The sequence below is a fragment of the Burkholderia sp. RF4-BP95 genome (assembly GCF_001521985.1).
In the GTDB taxonomy this organism is placed as follows: Bacteria; Pseudomonadota; Gammaproteobacteria; order Burkholderiales; family Burkholderiaceae; genus Burkholderia; species Burkholderia diffusa.
Genome location: NZ_LOSX01000075.1, coordinates 44,916 through 64,951 on the forward strand (window position 1 = coordinate 44,916; position 20,036 = coordinate 64,951).

A 20,036-nucleotide genomic window follows, 5' to 3' on the forward strand; every position below is an offset into this window, starting at 1 on the left:
CTTGCCCACATGCTGAAGAATCTCGATCCTCTGCTGCACGCCGACATCCTGCACACGCTGCGCGCGATGGGCCACGGAGATGAAGTGGCGATTTGCGATGCGAATTTTCCGGCGGAATCCGTCGCCGAGCACACGGTGGTCGGTCGCGCGCTGCGCATCGACGGCGCCGACTCGGCGCGCGTCGCGCGCGCGGTGCTGTCCGTGTTGCCGCTCGACACGTTCGTCGAGACGCCGGCGTGGCGGATGGAAGTGGTCGGCGATCCGGCCGCGGTGCCGCCCGTGCAGCGCGAGGTGCAGGCCGAAATCGATCGCGCGGAAGGGCGCGCCGTGCCGCTCGTGGGCGTCGATCGATTCGCGTTCTACGAACGCGCGCAACAGGCGTATGCGGTGATCGTCACCGGCGAGCTGCGCGGCTACGGCTGCTTCCTGTTCAAGAAAGGCGTGCTGCTGAGCGACGCCGGTTAAGGCTCGTTCCCTTTATTCGCGGCGGCGGCCGGGCGTCGTTCTTCGTGGTGCCGTCATGCCTGCGTCGCCGCTGCGGTGTAAAGATTTGCTACAACCTTTTTCTTGGACACCGCGAAAAGACCCTCTATGCTGGCCCATTTGCCGCGGGCCCGACAGGGCCGCGCGGCTCCGAACCGCGCGGGCACGCCCCGCGCGGACGGCCGAATTGCATACGAGGAGAGTGGCATGACGCGTTCCGTCGATTCCGGCGTCATTTTTTTCGCACGCCTGGCGCTGGCGGCGTTGTTCTTGTGGGGCGGTGTGATGAAGCTGCTCGGCTACAGCGATTTCATCGGCTATCTGCATGGGCTGAACGTGCCCTATCCGCAGGTGACGGGCCCGGTCGTCGTCACGATCGAAGCGCTCGGCGGCCTGCTGCTGATCGTCGGCTACAAGGTGAAGCCGCTCGCGTTGCTGATGGCGTTCTATACGGTCGCGACCGCGATGGTCGGACACAATTTCTGGGACGCGACCGACGCCGCGGTCCAGCACGACATGGTGATCCACTTCTGGAAGAACATCGCGATCGCCGGCGGCTTCCTGCTGCTGTTCGTGACCGGCGCGGGCGGCGCGAGCATCGACGCGCTGCGCCGGCCGAGTTCGTCGTACGGCGCGCTGCGCTGAGTCGAACCGGGCAGAACGGCGCGACGCTCGCACGTCGCGCGCCGCGCTGAACCAAATCAAAAGGGCCGAATCCCGCACATCGCGGGATTCGGCCCTTTGTTCATCCAGCGGGCGCATGCGCGCCGGGGTTCAGCGCGCGTCCTTCAGGTCCTTCGCATCCTTCGAGAACTGCACGGCGATCGCGCCGAGCACGCAGATCGTCGCGACATACACGACCGGCGCGAGCGGGTTCGACTTCATCATCAGCGACACGATCACCGGCGTCAGGCCGCCGAAGATCGCATACGCGACGTTGTACGAGAACGAGATGCCCGAAAAGCGCACGACGGCCGGGAAGCTTTTCACCATCACGAACGGCACCGCGCCGATCGTGCCGACCGCGAAGCCGGCGATCCCGTAATACAGCGGCAGCGTCGACGCGTCGGCCGCGACCTGCGCGAACAGCAGGTAGTAGCACGCGGCCAGCACGAGGCCGCCGATGCCGAGCACGCGCTTCGCGCCGATCCAGCCCGCGAGCGAGCCGGCGGTGATGCAGCCGGCCGTCAGGCACAGCGTCGCGATGCTGTTCGCGAACAGCGTGGTGGCGGGCGTCAGGTGAAACTGCTTCTGCAGCAACGCGGGCGTCATCAGGATCACGACGACGATCGCCGCCGACAACATCCACGTGAGCAGCATCGACACGATTACCGCGCGGCCGTGGTCGCGCAGCACGGCCTTCAGCGGAATCTCGGCCGCGAGCGCCTTCTTCGCCTTCATCTCGGCGAACACAGGCGTCTCGTGCAGCCAGCGGCGCAGGTACACGGAGAACAGGCCGAACACGCCGCCGAGCAGGAACGGAATGCGCCACGCGAACGCGGTGACTTCGGCGCCCGAGTAACGGCTGTTGATGCCGGCGGCGACCAGCGAGCCGAGCAGGATGCCGGCCGTGAGGCCGGCGGTCAGCGTGCCGCACGCATAGCCGATGTGGCGCGACGGCACGTGCTCCGACACGAACACCCATGCGCCCGGCACTTCGCCGCCGACCGCCGCGCCCTGCAGCACGCGGAACAGCAGCAGCAACACCGGCGCGAGGATGCCGATCGAGTCGTAGGTCGGCAGCAGGCCCATCAGCAGCGTCGGCACCGACATCATCAGCACGCTCAGCGTGAACATCCGCTTGCGGCCGAACAGGTCGCCGAAGTGCGCCATGATCACGCCGCCGAGCGGGCGCGCGAGATAGCCGGCCGCGAAGATGCCGAACGTCTGCAGCTGGCGCAGCCAGTCGGGAATGTCGTGCGGGAAGAACAGCTGTCCGATCGCGGGTGCGAAGAACACGAAGATGATGAAGTCGTAGAACTCGAGAGCGCCGCCGAGTGCGGCAAGGCCAAGAGTTTTATAGTCGCTGCGCGTGAGCGCGCGTTCGGCGGCGCGAGGCACGCCGCTCAATTCGGAAGCTTGCATGGTCAGGACGATCGGTTTTCGAATGTTGTTGTCGGTGCTGCGTCTCCAGAACCCGCTATCGGCATGGACTGGCAAGGCGCGGCTTGCGTCGTCGAGCGTGTGCCGAGCGCCGGATGGGCACGCGACACGCACCGTCGCACCGGGATGGGGCACGACGCAGACGAAGCGTCACAAAGCGGGTGGGGGGATTCTACAGGAGCGCGAAATGCGTGCGCGCGGGGCCGCGCCGAGGAATGCTTCGGACTTCGTCGGGACGAAACGCGCGCGGCGCGGCAGGCGGGTGAACCGCTTGCCGCGCCGCGCGCGTGACAGGGGCTGCTCGATCAGTTGCCGGCGATCGTGTCGACCGGCTTGAACGCGCCGTGCTCGACCTTGTAGATCGTCACCGGCGCATCCTTCAGGTCGCCCTTCGCGTCGTACGCGATGCTCGGCGCCGACACGCCCTTGATCGACACCTTGCCGAGATACGGCGTGTAAACCTTCGGGTCGGTCGAGTTTGCATCCTTCATCGCGGTGAGCAGCGCGATCGTGCCGTCGTACGAGTAGGGTGAATAAGTGATCACGTCTTCATTGAAGCGTGCCTTGTAGCGCGATGCGTAGCCGGCGAAGCCAGGCATCTTTTCCTTCGGCAGGCCGCCCATGTAGACGATCGCGCCTTCGGCCGCTTCGCCGCCGACCTTCAGGAACGTCGGCGAGCGCGACATCTCGCCGGTCACGAAGGCGGCCTTCATCCCGAGCTGGCGCATCTTGCGGATCATCGGCGAAGACTGCGCGTCGCCGCCGCCGTAGAAGATCGCGTCGGGGTTGATGCCCTTCAGGTTGGTCAGGATTGCAGAGAAGTCGAGCGCCTTGTCGTTCGTGAAATCACGCTTGACGATGGTGCCGCCGGCGGCCTGCACGGCCTTCGCGAATTCGTCGGCGATGCCCTGGCCGTAGGCCGTGCGGTCGTCGATGATCGCGATGCGCTTGAAGCGCAGCGTCTTCACCGCGTACGTGCCGACGATGCGGCCCGCTTGCGCGTCGCTCGTCAGCAGCCGGTAGGTCGTCTTGTAGCCGCGCGCCGTGTATTGCGGCGACGTCGCCATCGAGATTTGCGGCAGCCCCGCGCGATCGTACAGGTCGGACGCCGGAATGCTCGTGCCCGAGTTGAAGTGGCCGATGACGCCGCGGACGTTGTCGTCGATCAGCCGCTGCGCGACCGTCGTGCCGGTGCGCGGGTCGGCCTGGTCGTCCTGCGAGTCGAGCTGGAACGTGACCGGCTGACCGCCGATCGTCGGATGCGTCGCGTTGAAATCGGCGATCGCGAGCTGCACGCCCTTCTGCATGTCCGTGCCGTAGTTCGACTGCGGCCCCGTCAGCGGTGCGGCGAAACCGATCTTGACGACGTCGGCGGCGATGGCGTGTGCGCCCGACAGTGCGCAGGCAGCGGCCAGCGCGACGTGCGATACCTTCAGCTTCACTTTCACTTCCCCTTGATGGCGTGGTTGGGCCGCCGCCGGCCAGCGGGCCGGTGCGGTAAACCGGGCGAGACGTATCGGTCCGCAGGCCGTTGCGACAGCCTTGCGGTGTGTGCCATGCGCCGCGCGGGTTGTGCCGGAATCGGCGTGCGCGGCGTCGGCGGGATGTCGTCTCGTAACCGTTGATCGAAGTCTAGGTAGCGAAAATGCACGCGTCTTGCGCGTTCGATGCGCGGCCGGCGACGATTTCGGCATATCGTCGATAACCCTGATATATGCCGAAATCGTCATGTGGAATGCGCAATCGCGCCAAGACGCGACACGCCGGCATTTCTAGGATGGCGGGTCCGGGCGCGGGTTGTCGCGGCGCCGGCGGGGGTGCATCGATATCGCCGATGTTGCCGACCGAGGCCCGGCGCCATGCAGCGGGCCGATGCGAAATCGGCGCCGCCCGACAAGCGCGCCGCAGTGGTTGCGCGCACAACCGCACGGCGTACGATGCGCCGACGTATGCGGCCCCCCGATCGTCGCTGATCGTCGCTGATCGTCGCCGATCGGCGGCGCGTTGCTTGGACCGCCGTTCATCGCGCCGCCCGATCGCTTGTCCGAGATCGCCACGACGTGTTCTCGAGCGCGCTCCTATAATCGACGCCATCAGCCACTCCCTTCGCCAATGCCGGGATGACGACCTTTCTTGCCGCACCGCCCATGAGCCTGTCCGATACGCTGCGCTACCAGCCCGACAACGCCGATCTCGGCGCGATGCTCGCGCACTTCCGCCTGCTCGAGCCGGTGTTCGACGCACTGCCCGACGTCGCGTTCTTCGTGAAGGACGCGAACGGCCGCTACGCGCTCGTCAACCGCACGCTGGCGATGCGCTGCGGCTACAAGGACAAGCGCGACCTGCTCGGCAAGACGACCGACGAGGTGTTTCCGCGCCGCTTCGGCCGGACCTACTTCGAACAGGACATGGCGACGATCACCGCCGGCCAGCAGCTGATGGACCAGCTCGAGCTGCATCTGTATCCGGGCCGCCAGCCGGGCTGGTGCCTGACCTGCAAGGAGCCGCTGCGCGACGCGGCCGGCAAGGTGGTCGGTCTCGCGGGCATCTCGCGCGACCTCAAGGCGCACGAGGGATCGCATCCGGCCTACAGCAAGCTCGCCGACGTGGTGCAGCACATCCAGGATCACTACGTTCAGCCGTTGAACCTGAAGCAGCTTGCGCAGATGGCCGGGATGTCGGTCGCGCAGCTCGAACGCTACTTCCACAAGGTGTTTCACCTGACGCCGCGCCAGGTGCTGCTGAAAACGCGGCTCGACGCGGCCACGGCGCTGCTCGTCACGCACGACAAGGTGACCGACGTCGCGGCGCTATGCGGTTATACGGATCACAGCGCGTTCACGCGCCAGTTCAAGGCGACGGTCGGCATGACGCCGACGGAATACCGGCTGATGCTGCAGGACCGGGCAGGGTGAAGTGACGCGCCGGGCGGGCCGGCGGGTCTGAAGGATCGGGGCGGTGCGAGAGTACGAAGCGGGGAAAGGAAGCGGGAAAGCGGCGGCTCAGCGGTAGCCGAGGCCTTTCAGGACGGCCGTACCGTCCTCGGTCAGCCGGAAGCTCGGTGCCGTGTCGGCGTCGAGCTTGATCATCTCGACGAGGCCGGCTTCCTGCAGTGCGGGCAATTCGGGTTTGGCGTTCGCGCCGATCGGTGCGTGCAGCAGCACGAGCAGCGTCGCGATTTCATGATGGCTGAGCAAACGGCGCAGCATCGTCTTTTTCACAGGGGGGGCGGCCGGGCGGCCCGCGGGTGCATCTACGGCGCTCATCGCTGTCCTCCTTTTTCGAGATATCCATCGGGTACTGGTTGCGGATGGTGCCGTCGAAGACTTAAGCGATTCTTAAAACCGCGGTGGCCAAGCCGATGCTGCAGTGCGGCGTGCGTTACCGGATGTAACCTCCGCCCGGCGATGGTCTCCGGTGCCGAGCGGCCGGCCTTGCCGGGCGGGGCGCCGCCGCGGTATTCACCACGACGGTGCGTCCGCGCGTCGCACGTCGCAGGGTCGACGTAGTTTTCTCATTCGATTCGCCCCTGCGCGACATTCGCTTGCTCCCTTATTTCCTGCGCTGGGCCTGCGCGGCGAGGCGCACGGCCGCGTTGGCCGCGCCGTAGCCGTCGTAGCCGCCGCGCCGCTCGACGATTTCGAGCGAGAAGCGGTTGTCGACCAGTTCCGTATACGCATGCAGGAATTCGCCGCCGTCGTCGTCGCGGTCGTACAGCAGATGGTGGGCGCTCAGAGTCTCGATCAGTTCGTCCGGCAGCGCGTAGCGCGCGGCGAGATCGTCGTAATAGTTCGGCGGAATCCGCAGGAACGGCACGCCGTCGGCCGCGAACGCGGCGACCGTCTTCACGATGTCGTCGGTCCGGAACGCGACGTGGTTCAGCCCCGTGCCGTGATAGCGGTCGAGCGATTCGGCGACGGCCGTATGGCGGTCGACCGACGCATTCAGCGCGATCCGCACCGAGCCGTCGGCGCTGCGCACCGCGCGGCTGCGCATCAGGCCGTACGGATCGGGCACGAGCCAGCTGCGCTCGGCCTCGAAGCCGAAGGCGGTCTTGAAGAACAGGATCCACGTATCGAGCGCGTCGGCCGGCAGCGCGAGGCAGACGTGATCGATGCCCGTCAGCGGGCCGACCTCGCTGGGGCCGTCGATGTCGGTCAGCACGAAGTCCGATTCATACAGCGTTGGCGCGTTCGGCGTCTCGTCGACGAAGTATTCGAGGCTGCCGTCCGGCGCCTGCACGCCCGGCAGCACGCGCTCGTTCGGGCCGACGCGCCCTGAAAACGGCGCGTAGCCGAAGCCGGCCGCGCGTTCGAATGCCACTTTCGCATCGTCGACGCGGAACGCCGACGCGCACAGCGACAACCCGTGCTGCTGGAAGAACGCGTCGGCGAACGAGTCGCGCTCGGCGTTCAGCACGATCGACGCGGCGCCGTGCTGGAACAGCGTCACGTCCTTCGATCGATGACGGCCCGCGAGCCGGAATCGCATCCGGCCGAGCCATTCGCCGACGGTGGCGGCCGCCTGCGCGTCGACCGCGAATTCGATGAACTGGAACCCGACGTGCGCGGGCGGCGCCGGCGGCGCGAACAGCGGCTGGCCGGCGGCGGGCGCGCGGCCGTCCTGCGCGAGCCGCGCGCGCGTGAGTTCTTCCAGATAGAGCAGCGAGCGGTGGCCGTCGGCGGCCGTGATCGCGGTCGGCGCGGCGCGGAAGCCGTCGTTGAAGATCTCGAGCGACAGCGGCCCCGTATAACCGGACTCGATCACGCGGGCCGTGAAGCGCGCGAGGTCGAAGTCGCCCTGACCGGGAAACGAGCGGAAGTGGCGGCTCCATTCGATCACGTCCATCGCGAGCTTCGGCGCGTCGGCGATCTGCACGAACGCGATCCGGTCGCCCGGGATGTCGGCGATCGCGTCCGGAGAATCGTCGAGCGACAGCGTATGGAAGCTGTCGAGCGCGAGGCCGAGATGCGGGCTGTTCACCGCGTTCACGAGCTGCCATGCGTGGCTGTACCGGTTCACGACGCGCCCCCACGCGAGCGCCTCGTACGCGGCGACCACGCCGGCCTGGCGCGCGGCTTCGGCGAGCGTGCCGAGCTGGTCGACCAGCAGCGCGTCGTCCGCGATCGTGTCGGGCGCCACGCTGCTGCACACCAGGATGCGGTCGGTGCCGAGCGCGTGCATCACGTCGAACTTGCGGCGGATGCGGTCGAGATTGCGGGCGAGCTGGGCCGGGCTCACGCCCTCGAAGTCGCGAAACGGCTGGAACAGCACGATGTCGAGGCCGAGATCGGCGGCCATGCGCCGCACGTCGGCGGGCGATCCATCGAAGTAGACGAGGTCGTTCTCGAAGATTTCGACGCCGTCGAAGCCGGCGGCCTGGATGGCGGTGAGCTTCTCGGCGAGCGTGCCGGACAGTGACACGGTGGCGATCGAGCGCTGCATGGGCGAATCCTGCGGGTGAGCGGGGCGTGGCGTCGGCCGGATCGGGTCGGAATGAACCAGTCGTTGAACGACCTGCGGGCGCCACATCCCGAATTTACTAGGGGAGTATGGCGAATTATACAAACTAACTAGATGGTACAAATTAGCGAAAACCCGAAAAGACATTGCGCTTGCGCAAGCGCACACTAGCGCCAAATCTTGACGTCAAGGGGCGAAGTCGGCTAGCGATGCGCCCCCGTTTTAGGAGCAGAAACACCATGAGCAAGCACAAGGTGCTGGTGCTGAACGGCCCGAACCTGAATCTGTTGGGAACCCGCGAGCCCCACATCTACGGCGCGGAAACCCTTGCCGACGTCGAGCAGCGCTGCCGCACGGCGGCCGAGGGGCTCGGACTGGAGATCGACTTCCGCCAGTCGAACGCCGAGCACCAGCTGATCGACTGGCTGCACGCCGCGCGTCACGATACGCACGGCATCGTGATCAACCCGGCCGCGTATACGCACACGTCGGTCGCGCTGGCCGACGCGCTGTCCGCGATCGCGAAACCCGTGATCGAGGTGCATATCTCGAACGTGCATCGTCGCGAGGCATTCCGTCACCACTCGTATGTGTCGGCGGTGGCCGAAGCCGTGATCTGCGGCTGCGGCACCGAAGGCTACGTATTCGCGCTGCAGCGCCTGTCGACCCTTTTTGCGCAGGGAGCCGCACGATGAGCCGCCCGTCTTTTCTGATCGGCCTGATCGGCCAGGGCATCGGCGGTTCGCTGTCGCCCGCGATGCATGAGGAAGAAGGTTTCCGCCAGGGATTCGGCTACGTGTACCGGCGCATCGATCTCGACGTGCTCGGCGTGACCGCCGACGCGCTGCCGGAGCTGCTCGATGCCGCGCAGCGGATGGGCTACAACGGGCTCAACATCACGCATCCGTGCAAGCAGCGCGTGATCGAGCACCTCGACGTGCTGTCGGACGACGCGCGCGCGCTCGGCGCGGTGAACACGGTGCTGTTCAAGGACGGCAAGCGGATCGGCCACAATACCGACTGGTCGGGTTTCGCGAAGTCGTTCCGTCGCGGGTTGCCCGACGCGTCGCTCGAGCGTGTCGTGCAGCTGGGCGCGGGCGGCGCGGGTGCGGCCGTCGCGCATGCCGCGCTGCAGATGGGCGCCGCCGAACTGACGATCTTCGACGTCGACGGCACGCGTGCCGTCGCGCTCGCGGGTGAGCTGCAGCAGCGCTTCCCGGCCGCCCGGGTCACGCCGGGCAGCGATCTCGCGGCCGCGATGCAGGCCGCGACCGGCCTGATTCATTGCACGCCGACCGGCATGGCCAAGCATCCGGGCCTGCCGCTGCCGGCCGAGCTGCTCCGCGCGGGAATGTGGGTCGCCGACATCGTGTATTTCCCGCTCGAAACCGAACTGATCCGCGCCGCGCGCGCGGCCGGCTGCGCGACGCTGCCGGGCGGCGGGATGGCCGTGTACCAGGCCGTCGATGCGTTCGAGATCTTCACCGGACGAACGCCGGACGACGAGCGGATGTTCGAACACTTTCAGTCGCTCGTCGCACGCTGACCCTTCTACCGACTAGCTGAAAAATAGACCAGGAGACAACCATGCAGCACACCACCCACACGAACGCCGCGCCCGCGGCGGCCGGCACGGTCCGGCGGACCTCGGCGCGCTACAAGATCCTCGCGCTGCTCGCGATCGGCACGATGATCAACTATCTCGACCGTACCGTGCTGGGGGTGGCTGCGCCGCAGCTCACCAAGGAGCTCGGCATCAACGCGGCGGTGATGGGCATCATGTTCTCCGCGTTCTCGTGGACGTACGTCGCGATGCAGGTGCCCGGCGGTCTGTTCCTCGACCGCTTCGGCAGCAAGATCACTTATTACTGGTCGATGACGCTGTGGTCGCTGTGCACGCTGCTGCAGGGCTTCGTGCCCGGTGTCGGGACGCTGCTCGCATGCCGGCTCGGCCTCGGCGTGACGGAAGCGCCGTGTTTCCCGACCAACAGCCGGGTCGTCGCGACGTGGTTCCCGCAGAACGAGCGCGCGATGGCGACCGGCACCTACACCGTCGGCGAGTACATCGGCCTCGCGTTCTTCAGCCCCGTGCTGTTCGCGCTGATGGGTGCGTTCGGCTGGCGCTCGCTGTTCTGGGTCGTCGGCGCGGTCGGCATCGTGTTCGGTCTGGTCTGGTGGAAGTTCTATCACGAGCCGCGCAACCATCCGGCCGCTAATTCGGAAGAACTCGCGTACATCGAAGCGGGCGGCGGTCTCGTGCACGGCGCGCGCAAGGACGGCGACAAGGGCGGCAAGCCCGCGCAGGCCAAGTTCAGCTGGTCGATGGCCGGCCGGCTGCTGAAGAAGCGCCAGCTCGCGGGTATCTGCCTCGGCCAGTTCGCCGGCAACTCGACGCTCGTGTTCTTCCTGACCTGGTTCCCGACCTATCTCGCGACCGAGCGCCATATGGGCTGGCTGAAGATCGGCTTCTTCGCGATCATGCCGTTCATCGCCGCGTCGGTCGGCGTGATGTTCGGCGGGATCTTCTCCGACTGGCTGCTGCGCCGCGGCAAGTCCGCGAACCTCGCGCGCAAGCTGCCGATCATCGCCGGCCTGCTGCTCGCGTCGACGATCATTCTCGCGAACTACGTGCAAAGCAACGAAGCCGTGATCGCGATCATGTCGGTCGCATTCTTCGCGCAGGGGATGGCCGCGCTCGGCTGGACGCTCGTGTCCGACATCGCGCCGGACGGCCTGCTCGGCGTGACCGGCGGCATCTTCAACTTCGCGGCGAACCTCGCGGGCATCATCACGCCGCTCGTCGTCGGCTTCATCGTCGCAACGACCGGATCGTTCGTCGGCGCGCTCGTGTTCATCGGCGTGATCGCGCTGATCGGTGCGCTGTCGTACATCTTCGTCGTCGGCGACATCAAGCGGATCGAACTGTAAGTACCGGCTCCACGCACTCTCGGTGCGTTCGCCCGGCGACCTGTGGGTCGCCGGGCTTTTTTGTTTCTGCGTTCCCCGCTTGCGGGCCCGGGCATGCGTCAGCGCTCACGCGCGCTGCGCGGCAATCCCGAGCGATTCGACCGCGAGCGCGATCGCCGCGACCGCACGCCGGATGTCGCCGGCATCGATCGCGCCGATGCAGCCGACGCGGAACGTCTCGCGTTGCGTCAGTTTGCCCGGATACAGGATGAAGCCCGCGTCGCGCACCGCGTCGTAGAAGCGGCGGAAATCATAGGCCGGATGGTCGGGCGCATGGAACGTGACGATCACCGGCGCCTGCACGCTGGCGTCGAGGAACGGCGTGAAGCCGAGCGCGCGCATCGATTCGATCAAGGTCCGGCAGTTCTCCGCATAGCGCGCGCCGCGGGCTGGCTGGCCGCCTTCGGCCAGGTACTGGTCGAGCGCGGCGCGTAGCGCGGCGATCACGTGGGTCGGCGGCGTGAAGCGCCATTGGCCCGTCTTGCGCAGGTAGGCGTACTGATCATGGAGATCGAGCGCGAGCGACGGCGAGTTGCCTTCGCACGCGTCGAGCGCATCGCGCCGCACGATGGCGAACCCCATCCCCGGCACGCCTTCCAGGCACTTGCCGCTCGCCGAGATCAGCGCGTCGATCCCGCTGTCCGCCAGCGCGATCGGCAACGCGCCGAATGAACTCATCGCGTCGACGATCAGCCGCTTGCCGTGCCGCCGGCACGCGGCCGCGATTGCGTCGAGCGGATTCAGGATGCCGGCGCTCGTTTCCAGATGCACCAGCGCGACGTGCGTGATGCGCGGCTCGCGCGCGAACGCGGCTTCGATCGCCGCCGGGGCGACCGCGGCGTCCTCGCCGAACGGCAGCGCGATCGCCTCGATGCCGAGCCGGCCGAGGATCTTCAGGATGCGCGCGCAATACGCGCCGTTGTCCGGCACCAGCACGACGCCGTCGCGCGGCACCAGCGTGCCCAGCGCGGCCTCGACCGAAAACGTGCCGCTGCCTTGCATCGGCACGCACGCGTATTCGTCGCCGCCGCGCGCGATCGTGACGAGATCCGCGCAGACGCTGGCCGTCAATTGATTGAAAGCGGCGTCCCACGAGCCCCAGTCATGTTGCATTGCGTGGCGTGTTGTGGCGGACGTGGTGAGCGGGCCGGGCGTGAGCAGAATCGGGGCGGGCATGGCTTTTTCTCCAGCAAAGATCGGACGAAACGCCGGGTTGGCATTTCTGGGCGACTTGCATGATATTGGCAAAATGTGTCATTTTGTGGAAATTGTGGCGCGCGTCACGGCGTTGTCATCGAACGCTGTGATCCTTCGGTTGCCGCGCGAGACCACCTGCAGCGCGGCAGCGAGGCAGGCCGGTCGTCGGTCTGTCCGACTGAAAGGAGCCGGATCGTGCCCCGGCCGTTTGGTGTTCCGCCTACGGAGAAGTGAGATGACACTGCAGAATTCCTCGCGCGCCGCTGCCGGCGCGTTCCGCAAGCTCGCGCTGGCCGCCTGCGCCGCCGGTCTGCTGCAAGGCGCCGCGATGCCCGCGCATGCGGCGAACGCGGTCGTGCTGTATACGGCGGACGGTCTCGAGAATCTCTATCGCGATGTGCTGCCGGCGTTCGAGAAGAAGGAAGGCGTCAAGGTGAACATCGTGACGGCGGGCAGCGGCGAGGTCGTCAACCGCGCGAGCATCGAAAAGAACTCGCCGAAGGCGGACGTGATCGTCACGCTGCCGCCGTTCATCCAGCAAGCCGGCCAGATGGGCCTGCTGCAGCCGTACCAGAGCGTCAACTACAAGAACGTGCCGGCGATCGCGAAGGCGGAAGACGGCACGTGGGCGACGTTCGTGAACAACTACTTCTCGTTCGCGATCAACCCGGACGTCGTGAAGAACCAGCCGAAGACGTTCGCGGACCTGTTGTCGCCGGCCTACGCGGGCAAGGTCGCGTACTCGAACCCGGCCACGGCCGGCGACGGGATGGCCGTGCTGATCCTGACGACGTCGCTGATGGGCGAGGACAAGGCGTTCGACTACCTCGCGAAGCTGTCGCAGAGCGTGAAATTCCACACGAAGGGCACGGGCTACCTGAACGTGCTGCTGTCGCGTAACGAGATCAGCGTCGCCAACGGCGACCTGCAGATGGATCTCGACGACGCCGAGCACGGCGCGCTGGCCGTCAAGCCGATCTTCCTGGCCGCGAAGGACGGCGACCAGCCGACCACCTTCCAGCTGCCGTACGGCATCGGCCTGATCAAGAGCGGCCCGAACCAGGACGCCGGCAAGAAGCTGATCGACTACCTGATGTCGACGGATGTGCAGTCGAAAGTGCCGGACATGTACGGCATCCCGGGCCGCACGGACGTGCCGCTGGCCGGCAAGAACGGCGAAGCGGTCAAGAAGGCGATCGCGGGCGTGAAGCTGATCCCGGTCGACTGGGCGCAGGTGATGGCGAAGAAGCCGGTGTGGATCGAGCGCTGGAAGAAGGACGTGATCGGCAGCTCGGGCAAGCAGATCGACGTCGTCAAGCCGAAGTGATCGGCACACGCCGCCTGTATTAGTGAGCAAGAGGATGAACCCGGTGGAAACCACCCTGACCCATCCCGGCGCATTCGGCGCCGCCGAACCGCGCGCCACGCTGCGGTCCGGCGCGCCGGGCGGCGTGCAGATCGAACACCTGAGCGTGCGCTACGGCGCACGCACGGTGCTGGAAGATCTGTCGCTGTCGATCGGCGCCGGTGAATTTCTGACCGTGCTCGGCAAGAGCGGCTGCGGCAAGACCACGCTGCTGCGCTTCATCGCCGGGTTCGTGAAGGCCGATGGCCTGACCGGCACACTGACCGTGGCCGGACGCGACCTGACCCATGCGCCGCCGCACAAGCGCAATCTCGGTCTGTTGTTCCAGAATTACGCGCTGTTCCCGCACCTGTCGGTGTTCGAGAACGTCGCATTCGGGCTGCGCGCGCGCGGGATGGCCGCGTCGGAAGTGACGCGCCGCGTCGCCGACGCGCTGAAGCTCGTGCAGCTCGGCGAGGCCGGCCACCACCTGCCCGCGCAACTGTCGGGCGGGATGCAGCAGCGCGTCGCGCTGGCCCGCGCGCTCGTGATCGAGCCGGACGTGCTGCTGCTCGACGAACCGCTGTCGGCGCTCGACGCCAACCTGCGCGCGTCGGTGCGCAGCGAGCTGAAGGCGCTGCACGAGCGCCTGCCGAACCTGACCGTCGTCTGCGTGACGCACGACCGCGACGACGCGCTCGTGCTGTCCGACCGCGCGCTGCTGATGCGCGACGGCCGCATCGCGCAGCTCGGCACGCCGCAGCAACTGTACGACGCGCCGCGGGACGGCTACGTCGCGCGCTATCTCGGCCCGGCCAACCTGCTGCCGCCGCACGTGATCTTCCCGCTCGGCGACCCGCGTCACGATGTGCGCGGCAAGGTCGCATGCGTGCGTCCCGAGCGCCTGACCGTGATGCCGCTCGCGGCGGGCGGCCTGCACGGCACGGTGTCGTCGGTCGAATGGCAGGGCGCCGACCTGTCGATCGCGGTCGTGATCGACGCGGCGCCCGACGAACCCGTGCGCGTCACGATGCAACGCGGTCGCGGCGCGGCTCCCGAGCGCGGGGCGCGCGTTTCCCTGCATTGCGAGGCAGACGATGTCGTCCTTATCGCGCCCTGAAGCCGGCCTGCCGCCGCACGTGCTCGCGTCGGCCGCCGCGCATGCCGCCGCCGCGCGGCGCCGCAAGCGCATGGGCGATCTGCACCTCGCCGCGCTCGCGATCGTCGTGCTCGGCCCGCTCGTCGTCTATCCGCTGGTGCGGCTCGTGCTGCTGAGCGTGTCCGGCGATCACGGGATGAGCTTTGCCGCGTACCGGACGTTCTTCGGCAACCCCGATACGCGCAACGTGCTGCTGACGACCGTCGGCGTGCTGTTCGCGAGCGCCGGTACGGCGTCGGTGCTTGGCGTGCTGCTGGCCGCGCTGCTGTTCTTCAAGCCGTTTCCGGGCGCATCGCTCGTCACGCGCTTCCTGGAACTGTACGTCGCGTTCCCGTCGTTCCTCGTCGCGTTCACGCTGATCTTCCTATACGGCTCGCAAGGCTCGATCAGCATCGCGCTGCAGCACCTGTTCCATCTCGAGACCCCGCCGCTCGATTTCCTGTTCGGCATCGGCGGCGTGATTCTCGCGCAGACCGTGTTCTATACGCCGTTCGTCGTGCGGCCGACGCTCGCGTCGTTCGCGACGCTCGACCTGCGCCTGATCGAGGCGGCACGCAGCCTCGGCGCGTCCGGCTGGATGCTCGCGCGCCGCGTCGTGCTGCCGATCGCGTGGCCGGGCATCGCCGCCGGCACCGTGCTGTGCTTCCTGCTGACGCTGAACGAGTTCGGCATCCTGCTCGTGCTCGGCAGCGCGCGGCTCGTGACGCTGCCGGTCGCGATCTACAGCAGCGCGACCGTCGACCTCGACCTGCCGACCGCATCGGCCGGCGCGGTCGTGATGCTCGCGCTGTCGCTGGCGCTTTATGCGGTTTATCGCCGGGTAAACCGGCGTGCGACGGGAGGGAACGATGTCCGCTGAATTTCGTATCGGGCAAGCCGTGCCGCGCCATCGGATCGGCTGGGGCGACACGCTGCTCAAGCATGCGTCGCGCGTGGCGCTCGCGCTGGCCGCGTTCGCCTGCTTCTGGCTGTTCGTGCTGCCGGTCATCGTCGTTGCACTGTCGAGCGTGTCGACGCAGTGGTCGGGCACGATCCTGCCGGCCGGCTACAGCCTGCGCTGGTTCGAGCGGCTCGGTTCGCCGGAATATGACGCGCTGCTGACGAGCCTCGAGATCGGCTTCGGCGTGTCGGCGATCGGCACGATCCTCGGGCTGTGGCTCGCACTCGCGCTCGAAGGGCGCGACCGGCGCGGTCTCGGCGCGGTGGTCGATGCGCTCGTGATGGTGCCGAACGGCGTGCCGAGCGTCGTGCTCGGGCTTGCGGTGCTGATCGCGTATCACCAGAAGCCGCTCGACCTGTCGAGTTCCGCCGCAATCGTCGTGCTCGTGCAACTCGCGCTGATTCTGCCGTTCTGCTATCGCTGCGCGGCCGCCGCGCTGCGCCCGGAGCTGACCGTGCTGCGCGAAGCCGCGGCGAGCCTCGGTGCGCCGCCCGCGATGGTGCTGCGCCGCGTACTGCTGCCGCAACTCGTGCCGGCGCTGCGCGCGAGTCTCGCGCTCGGCTTCGCGCTGTCGCTCGGCGAACTCGGCGCGACGCTGACCGTCTACCCGCCGGGTTTCGCGACCGTGCCGATCGTCGTGATCGGTCAGGTCGAGCGCGGCTACTACCTTCCGGCGTCGGCGCTGTCGCTGCTGATGCTCGGCGCGTCGCTCGCGGCGCTGCTGCTGATCGCCGCGCGGGTGCCGCGCGGCAAGCGGGCGGCATCATGAACGCCGCGTTCGCATTGCGGCAGCCCGGCGAGCAACCGGCCGCCGGCAAGGTATCGGCGGATCTCGCGGGGCGTTCCGTCGACGTCAACGGCCGGCGCTACCGGCTGCCGGTCGAACCGACCGTCGTCGTCTGCGTCGACGGCTGCGAGTACGATTATCTCGAGCGCGCGGTGGCGGCGGGCGTCACGCCGTTCATCGGCAGGATGATCGCGGAAGGCACGGCCTGGCGCGCCGACTGCGTCGTGCCGACCTTCACCAACCCGAACAATCTGTCGATCGTCTGCGGCGTGCCGCCGGCGGTCCACGGGATCTGCGGCAACTACTTCTGGGATCCGGCCGCCGACGGCGGACGCGGTGCCGAAGTGATGATGAACGACCCGGCCTACCTGCGCGCCGGCACGCTGCTCGCGGCGGCGTCCGGCGCCGGCGCCCGGGTGGCCGTCGTCACGGCGAAGGACAAGCTGCGCCGGCTGCTCGGCTGGCAGATGAAGGGCATCTGTTTTTCCGCCGAGAAGGCCGCACAGGCGAATCTCGCGGAAAACGGGATCGTCGACGTGCTCGACTGGGTTGGCCTGCCGTCGCCCGACGTGTACAGCGCGGCGCTTTCCGAATTCGTGTTCGCGGCCGGCGTGCGGCTTGCGCAAACGCGCCAGGTCGACCTGATGTACCTGTCGACCACCGATTACGTGCAGCACAAGTGCGAGCCGGGCAGTGCCGGCGCGAACGCGTTCTACGCAATGATGGACGGCTATCTCGCGCAACTCGACGCGCTCGGCTGGGCGATCGGGCTCACGGCCGACCACGGGATGAACGCGAAGCACGATCCGGCAACCGGCCGCCCGAACGTGATCTATCTGCAGGACGCATTCGACGGTTGGTTCGGCGCGCGGGCCGCTCGCGTGATCCTGCCGATCACCGATCCGTACGTCGTGCACCACGGCGCGCTTGGCTCATTCGCAACCGTCTACCTGGCGCCCGGCGTCGACCGGACCGAAGCGATGTGGCGCGTTGGCGGGATCGACGGCGTCGAGCTCGTGCTCGACAACGCGGAAGCCGCCGCGCGCTTCGAGCTGCCGGCCGACCGGATCGGTGACCTCGTCGTGATCGCACGGCGCGACATGACGCTCGGCACGCGCGAGCGCGAACACGACCTGTCCGGCCTGACCGTGCCGCTGCGTTCGCACGGCGGCGTGTCCGAGCAGGAAGTGCCGTTGCTGTTCAACCGTCGGATCGAGCGGGACGATCCTGTACGTCGTCCGCGCAATTTCGACGTCTTCGATTTCGTGCTGAACCGGGTCGCGTCATGATGGCTCATCCCCGACAGGATCACCCCGCCTTTCGCGCCGAGGCGCTGCGCTGGTGCGGCACGCGTGCGACGCGCGACCGTGTTCTCGACGTCGCCGATCCGTATACCGGCACGCGTGTCGGCACGGTGCCGCTGGCGAGCGTCGACGACGTGCGCGCCGCGTTCGACTACGCGATGGCGTACCGGCCGGCGCTCACGCGCTACGAGCGTTCGCAGATTCTCGAACGCGCGGCGGCGTTGCTGCGCGAGCGTACCGAGGAAGCATCCGACCTGATCACGCTCGAATCGGGATTGTCGAAACGGGATTCGCGCTACGAGATCGGCCGCGTTGCCGACGTGCTGAAGTTCGCGGCGGTGGAGGCGCTGCGCGACGACGCGCAGAGCTTCTCGTGCGACCTGACGCCCCACGGCAAGGCGCGCCGCGTGTTTTCGCAGCGGCAGCCGCTCGACGGCGTGATCGTCGCGATCACGCCGTTCAATCATCCGATGAATCAGGTCGCACACAAGATCGCGCCGGCGATCGCGACCAATAACCGCGTGATCGTAAAGCCGTCGGAGAAGGTGCCGTTGTCGGCGTTCTATCTGGCGGACCTGCTCTACGAGGCCGGCTTGCCCGAGCCGATGCTGCAGGTACTGACCGGCGACCCGCGCGAAATCTCGGACGAACTCGTCACGCATCCGCACGCATCGCTGATCACCTTTACGGGCGGTGTGTCGATCGGCAAGGCGATCGCCGCACGGGCCGGCTACCGGCGCATCGTGCTGGAACTCGGCGGCAACGATCCGCTGATCGTGCTCGACGACGCCGATCTGGAACGTGCCGCATCGCTGGCCGTGCTCGGCTCGTACCGGAATTCGGGGCAGCGCTGCACGGCCGTCAAGCGGATCCTGGTGCAGCGCTCGATCGCGCCGGCGTTCACCGAGTTGCTCGTCGAGAAGACACGCGCATGGAAATATGGCGATCCGTTCGATCCCGCGAATGAAATGGGCACGGTGATCGACGACGCGGCGGCGCGACTGTTCGAGGCGCGGGTCGGCGAGGCGGTCGAGCAGGGGGCGCGCCTGCTGATCGGCAACGTGCGTCGCGGGGCGCTCTATTCGCCGACCGTGCTCGACAACGTCGATCCGTCGATGACGATCGTGCGCGAGGAGACCTTCGGCCCCGTCTCGCCCGTCATCGCGTTCGACACGATCGACGACGCGATCCGGATCAGCAACGGCACGGCGTTCGGGCTGTCGTCGGGTGTCTGTACGGACAGTACGGCCGCGGTCGTGCGGTTCGTGAACGAGCTGAACGTCGGGACGGTGAATGTCTGGGAAGTGCCCGGATACCGGATCGAGCTGTCGCCGTTCGGCGGGATCAAGGATTCGGGGCTCGGCTATAAGGAAGGCGTTCAGGAAGCGATGAAGAGCTTCACGAACCTGAAGACGTTTTCGCTGCCTTGGGAGTGAGCGGATGGCACTGACGGTGGAAGAGATTCACGGGCTGTATCGCGAGCATGGCCACGTCGCGTATAGCGGCGAACCGGTCACGCAGCTGGAGCATGCGTTGCAGAGCGGGTTGCTGGCGGAGGAAGCGGGCGCCGACGACGCATTGGTTGCGGCCGCGTTCCTGCACGACCTGGGGCATCTGCTGAATCGGCAGGGCGAGACGCCGAGCGCGCGGGGGATCGACGACCTGCATCAGTATTACGTGCTGCCGTTTCTGCGGCCGCTGTTCAACGAGGCGGTGCTGGAGCCGATCCGGTTGCACGTCGACGCCAAGCGTTGCCTGTGCCGCACGGACGCCGGCTACTTCGAGAGCCTGTCGCCGGATTCGGTGCGCAGCCTCGCGCTGCAGGGAGGCATCTTCAGTGAAGAGGAAACGGTGGCGTTCTTGCGGCGCCCGTTCGCGGAGGACGCACTGCGCCTGCGCCGCTGGGACGATACCGCGAAGGAAGAGGGCAAGGTGACGCCTGGTCTCGACCACTATATGGAGATAGTGGCGCGCCAGGCGCGTGTGGCCTGACGCTTCGGCTGCCTCTATATAAGGCCCCGCACGCGGTAGCGTGCGGGGCCTTATATTTTTTCGAGAAGCCCCTTGCGCGATCGCCGGGAGCTGCTTAGAATCACGCCTCTTTCGCGCTAACGGAAACGCAGCGCGGGAGGAGAAGGGAAGCGGTGCGGTCGAGGGCGGTGGTAGAACCCCGGCGCACACGAAGTTGAACCCCAGTCGTCGCAACGAAGCAGTTCAGAAAGTTGTTGACGGGCTGAAAAAGACGGTTCATAATCTCGCTTCTCTGCTGCTGAAAACGCAGCGCTGCT

The 20,036-nt window shown here is 67.3% G+C and carries 19 protein-coding genes; 13 read left to right on the top strand and 6 right to left on the bottom strand.

The features are described 5' to 3' along the window. Positions 1–9 precede the first annotated feature (9 nt). Both WS46_RS26680 and WS46_RS26685 read left to right on the top strand, forming a co-directional pair. Positions 10–465 (top strand): RbsD/FucU family protein, encoded by a 456-nt coding sequence (locus tag WS46_RS26680; RefSeq protein ID WP_059528393.1) that lies wholly within the window; start codon positions 10–12, stop codon positions 463–465. Between the two features lie 225 nt (positions 466–690). After that, a complete protein-coding gene (locus WS46_RS26685; protein ID WP_059528390.1) occupies positions 691–1,128 on the top strand; it encodes a DoxX family protein in 438 nt (145 codons plus the stop codon). A 129-nt stretch (positions 1,129–1,257) separates the two neighbouring features. Here the strand turns inward: WS46_RS26685 and WS46_RS26690 are convergent, their stop codons facing one another. Both WS46_RS26690 and WS46_RS26695 read right to left on the bottom strand, forming a co-directional pair. Then, positions 1,258–2,568 carry an MFS transporter gene (locus WS46_RS26690; RefSeq protein ID WP_059528387.1) on the bottom strand — a complete coding sequence of 437 codons (1,311 nt, stop codon included), beginning with the start codon at positions 2,566–2,568 and terminating at the stop codon, positions 1,258–1,260. Between the two features lie 323 nt (positions 2,569–2,891). Then, entirely contained in the window at positions 2,892–4,028 is a 1,137-nt protein-coding gene (locus WS46_RS26695; protein WP_059529087.1) for a branched-chain amino acid ABC transporter substrate-binding protein, read from the bottom strand. A gap of 678 nt (positions 4,029–4,706) precedes the next feature. Here WS46_RS26695 and WS46_RS26700 point away from each other — a divergent pair. Then, positions 4,707–5,501 carry an AraC family transcriptional regulator gene (locus WS46_RS26700; protein ID WP_059528381.1) on the top strand — a complete coding sequence of 265 codons (795 nt, stop codon included), beginning with the start codon at positions 4,707–4,709 and terminating at the stop codon, positions 5,499–5,501. An 87-nt stretch (positions 5,502–5,588) separates the two neighbouring features. On the opposite strand, the gene WS46_RS26705 is transcribed toward WS46_RS26700, so the two are convergent. Further along, positions 5,589–5,852, bottom strand: coding sequence for a hypothetical protein (locus WS46_RS26705; protein ID WP_059528378.1), 264 nt, complete (start codon positions 5,850–5,852; stop codon positions 5,589–5,591). Positions 5,853–6,138: 286 nt separating this feature from the next. Next, complete coding sequence (locus tag WS46_RS26710; protein WP_059692296.1) at positions 6,139–8,031, bottom strand: bifunctional sugar phosphate isomerase/epimerase/4-hydroxyphenylpyruvate dioxygenase family protein; 1,893 nt, start codon at positions 8,029–8,031, stop codon at positions 6,139–6,141. 257 nt (positions 8,032–8,288) lie between these two features. Between WS46_RS26710 and aroQ the strand changes: the two genes are divergently transcribed. Genes aroQ through WS46_RS26725 form a run of 3 tightly spaced genes read left to right on the top strand, consistent with a single transcriptional unit; the run spans position 8,289 to position 10,977 of the window. Beyond that, positions 8,289–8,744 carry a type II 3-dehydroquinate dehydratase gene (gene aroQ, locus WS46_RS26715; RefSeq protein ID WP_059528374.1) on the top strand — a complete coding sequence of 152 codons (456 nt, stop codon included), beginning with the start codon at positions 8,289–8,291 and terminating at the stop codon, positions 8,742–8,744. After that, positions 8,741–9,595, top strand: coding sequence for a shikimate dehydrogenase (locus WS46_RS26720; protein ID WP_059692297.1), 855 nt, complete (start codon positions 8,741–8,743; stop codon positions 9,593–9,595). Before aroQ ends, WS46_RS26720 begins: the two co-directional genes overlap by 4 nt. 41 nt (positions 9,596–9,636) lie before the next feature. Continuing rightward, positions 9,637–10,977, top strand: a complete 1,341-nt coding sequence (locus WS46_RS26725; protein ID WP_059692298.1) for an MFS transporter — start codon at positions 9,637–9,639, stop codon at positions 10,975–10,977. Between the two features lie 105 nt (positions 10,978–11,082). On the opposite strand, the gene WS46_RS26730 is transcribed toward WS46_RS26725, so the two are convergent. Continuing rightward, a complete protein-coding gene (locus tag WS46_RS26730; protein WP_059692299.1) occupies positions 11,083–12,192 on the bottom strand; it encodes a 2-aminoethylphosphonate--pyruvate transaminase in 1,110 nt (369 codons plus the stop codon). Positions 12,193–12,448: 256 nt separating this feature from the next. Between WS46_RS26730 and phnS the strand changes: the two genes are divergently transcribed. From phnS to WS46_RS26765, 7 genes are read left to right on the top strand one after another with little or no spacing between them, the layout of a single operon-like run. Then, positions 12,449–13,540: a 2-aminoethylphosphonate ABC transporter substrate-binding protein gene (phnS, locus tag WS46_RS26735; protein WP_059692300.1), complete on the top strand. Its 1,092-nt coding sequence runs from the start codon at positions 12,449–12,451 to the stop codon at positions 13,538–13,540. 34 nt (positions 13,541–13,574) lie between these two features. Continuing rightward, the gene (gene phnT / locus WS46_RS26740; protein WP_059692301.1) at positions 13,575–14,678 is read left to right on the top strand and encodes a 2-aminoethylphosphonate ABC transport system ATP-binding subunit PhnT; all 1,104 of its coding nucleotides are present in this window, start codon (positions 13,575–13,577) and stop codon (positions 14,676–14,678) included. Then, positions 14,656–15,576, top strand: a complete 921-nt coding sequence (phnU, locus tag WS46_RS26745; RefSeq protein WP_059692302.1) for a 2-aminoethylphosphonate ABC transporter permease subunit — start codon at positions 14,656–14,658, stop codon at positions 15,574–15,576. The genes phnT and phnU overlap by 23 nt, the downstream gene beginning before the upstream one ends. After that, positions 15,566–16,426, top strand: coding sequence for a 2-aminoethylphosphonate ABC transport system, membrane component PhnV (gene phnV / locus WS46_RS26750; RefSeq protein WP_059692303.1), 861 nt, complete (start codon positions 15,566–15,568; stop codon positions 16,424–16,426). Before phnU ends, phnV begins: the two co-directional genes overlap by 11 nt. Next, the gene (gene phnA, locus WS46_RS26755; RefSeq protein WP_059692304.1) at positions 16,423–17,733 is read left to right on the top strand and encodes a phosphonoacetate hydrolase; all 1,311 of its coding nucleotides are present in this window, start codon (positions 16,423–16,425) and stop codon (positions 17,731–17,733) included. The genes phnV and phnA overlap by 4 nt, the downstream gene beginning before the upstream one ends. Next, positions 17,730–19,184 carry a phosphonoacetaldehyde dehydrogenase gene (gene phnY, locus WS46_RS26760; protein ID WP_059692305.1) on the top strand — a complete coding sequence of 485 codons (1,455 nt, stop codon included), beginning with the start codon at positions 17,730–17,732 and terminating at the stop codon, positions 19,182–19,184. Before phnA ends, phnY begins: the two co-directional genes overlap by 4 nt. A 4-nt stretch (positions 19,185–19,188) precedes the next feature. Beyond that, positions 19,189–19,740, top strand: coding sequence for a phosphonate degradation HD-domain oxygenase (locus tag WS46_RS26765; protein ID WP_059692306.1), 552 nt, complete (start codon positions 19,189–19,191; stop codon positions 19,738–19,740). 100 nt (positions 19,741–19,840) lie between these two features. Here the strand turns inward: WS46_RS26765 and WS46_RS36250 are convergent. After that, on the bottom strand, positions 19,841–20,036 hold a 196-nt coding region (locus WS46_RS36250; protein WP_218921328.1), incomplete at its 5' end, for a hypothetical protein.

Coding starts and splice junctions, on each gene's coding strand:
- WS46_RS26680 (WP_059528393.1), top strand. CDS start 10: ATGCTGAAGAATCTCGATCCTCTGCTGCACGCCGACATCCTGCACACG.
- WS46_RS26685 (WP_059528390.1), top strand. CDS start 691: ATGACGCGTTCCGTCGATTCCGGCGTCATTTTTTTCGCACGCCTGGCG.
- WS46_RS26690 (WP_059528387.1), bottom strand. CDS start 2,568: ATGCAAGCTTCCGAATTGAGCGGCGTGCCTCGCGCCGCCGAACGCGCG.
- WS46_RS26700 (WP_059528381.1), top strand. CDS start 4,707: ATGACGACCTTTCTTGCCGCACCGCCCATGAGCCTGTCCGATACGCTG.
- WS46_RS26705 (WP_059528378.1), bottom strand. CDS start 5,852: ATGAGCGCCGTAGATGCACCCGCGGGCCGCCCGGCCGCCCCCCCTGTG.
- WS46_RS26710 (WP_059692296.1), bottom strand. CDS start 8,031: ATGCAGCGCTCGATCGCCACCGTGTCACTGTCCGGCACGCTCGCCGAG.
- aroQ (WP_059528374.1), top strand. CDS start 8,289: ATGAGCAAGCACAAGGTGCTGGTGCTGAACGGCCCGAACCTGAATCTG.
- WS46_RS26720 (WP_059692297.1), top strand. CDS start 8,741: ATGAGCCGCCCGTCTTTTCTGATCGGCCTGATCGGCCAGGGCATCGGC.
- WS46_RS26725 (WP_059692298.1), top strand. CDS start 9,637: ATGCAGCACACCACCCACACGAACGCCGCGCCCGCGGCGGCCGGCACG.
- WS46_RS26730 (WP_059692299.1), bottom strand. CDS start 12,192: ATGCCCGCCCCGATTCTGCTCACGCCCGGCCCGCTCACCACGTCCGCC.
- phnS (WP_059692300.1), top strand. CDS start 12,449: ATGACACTGCAGAATTCCTCGCGCGCCGCTGCCGGCGCGTTCCGCAAG.
- phnT (WP_059692301.1), top strand. CDS start 13,575: ATGAACCCGGTGGAAACCACCCTGACCCATCCCGGCGCATTCGGCGCC.
- phnU (WP_059692302.1), top strand. CDS start 14,656: ATGTCGTCCTTATCGCGCCCTGAAGCCGGCCTGCCGCCGCACGTGCTC.
- phnV (WP_059692303.1), top strand. CDS start 15,566: ATGTCCGCTGAATTTCGTATCGGGCAAGCCGTGCCGCGCCATCGGATC.
- phnA (WP_059692304.1), top strand. CDS start 16,423: ATGAACGCCGCGTTCGCATTGCGGCAGCCCGGCGAGCAACCGGCCGCC.
- phnY (WP_059692305.1), top strand. CDS start 17,730: ATGATGGCTCATCCCCGACAGGATCACCCCGCCTTTCGCGCCGAGGCG.
- WS46_RS26765 (WP_059692306.1), top strand. CDS start 19,189: ATGGCACTGACGGTGGAAGAGATTCACGGGCTGTATCGCGAGCATGGC.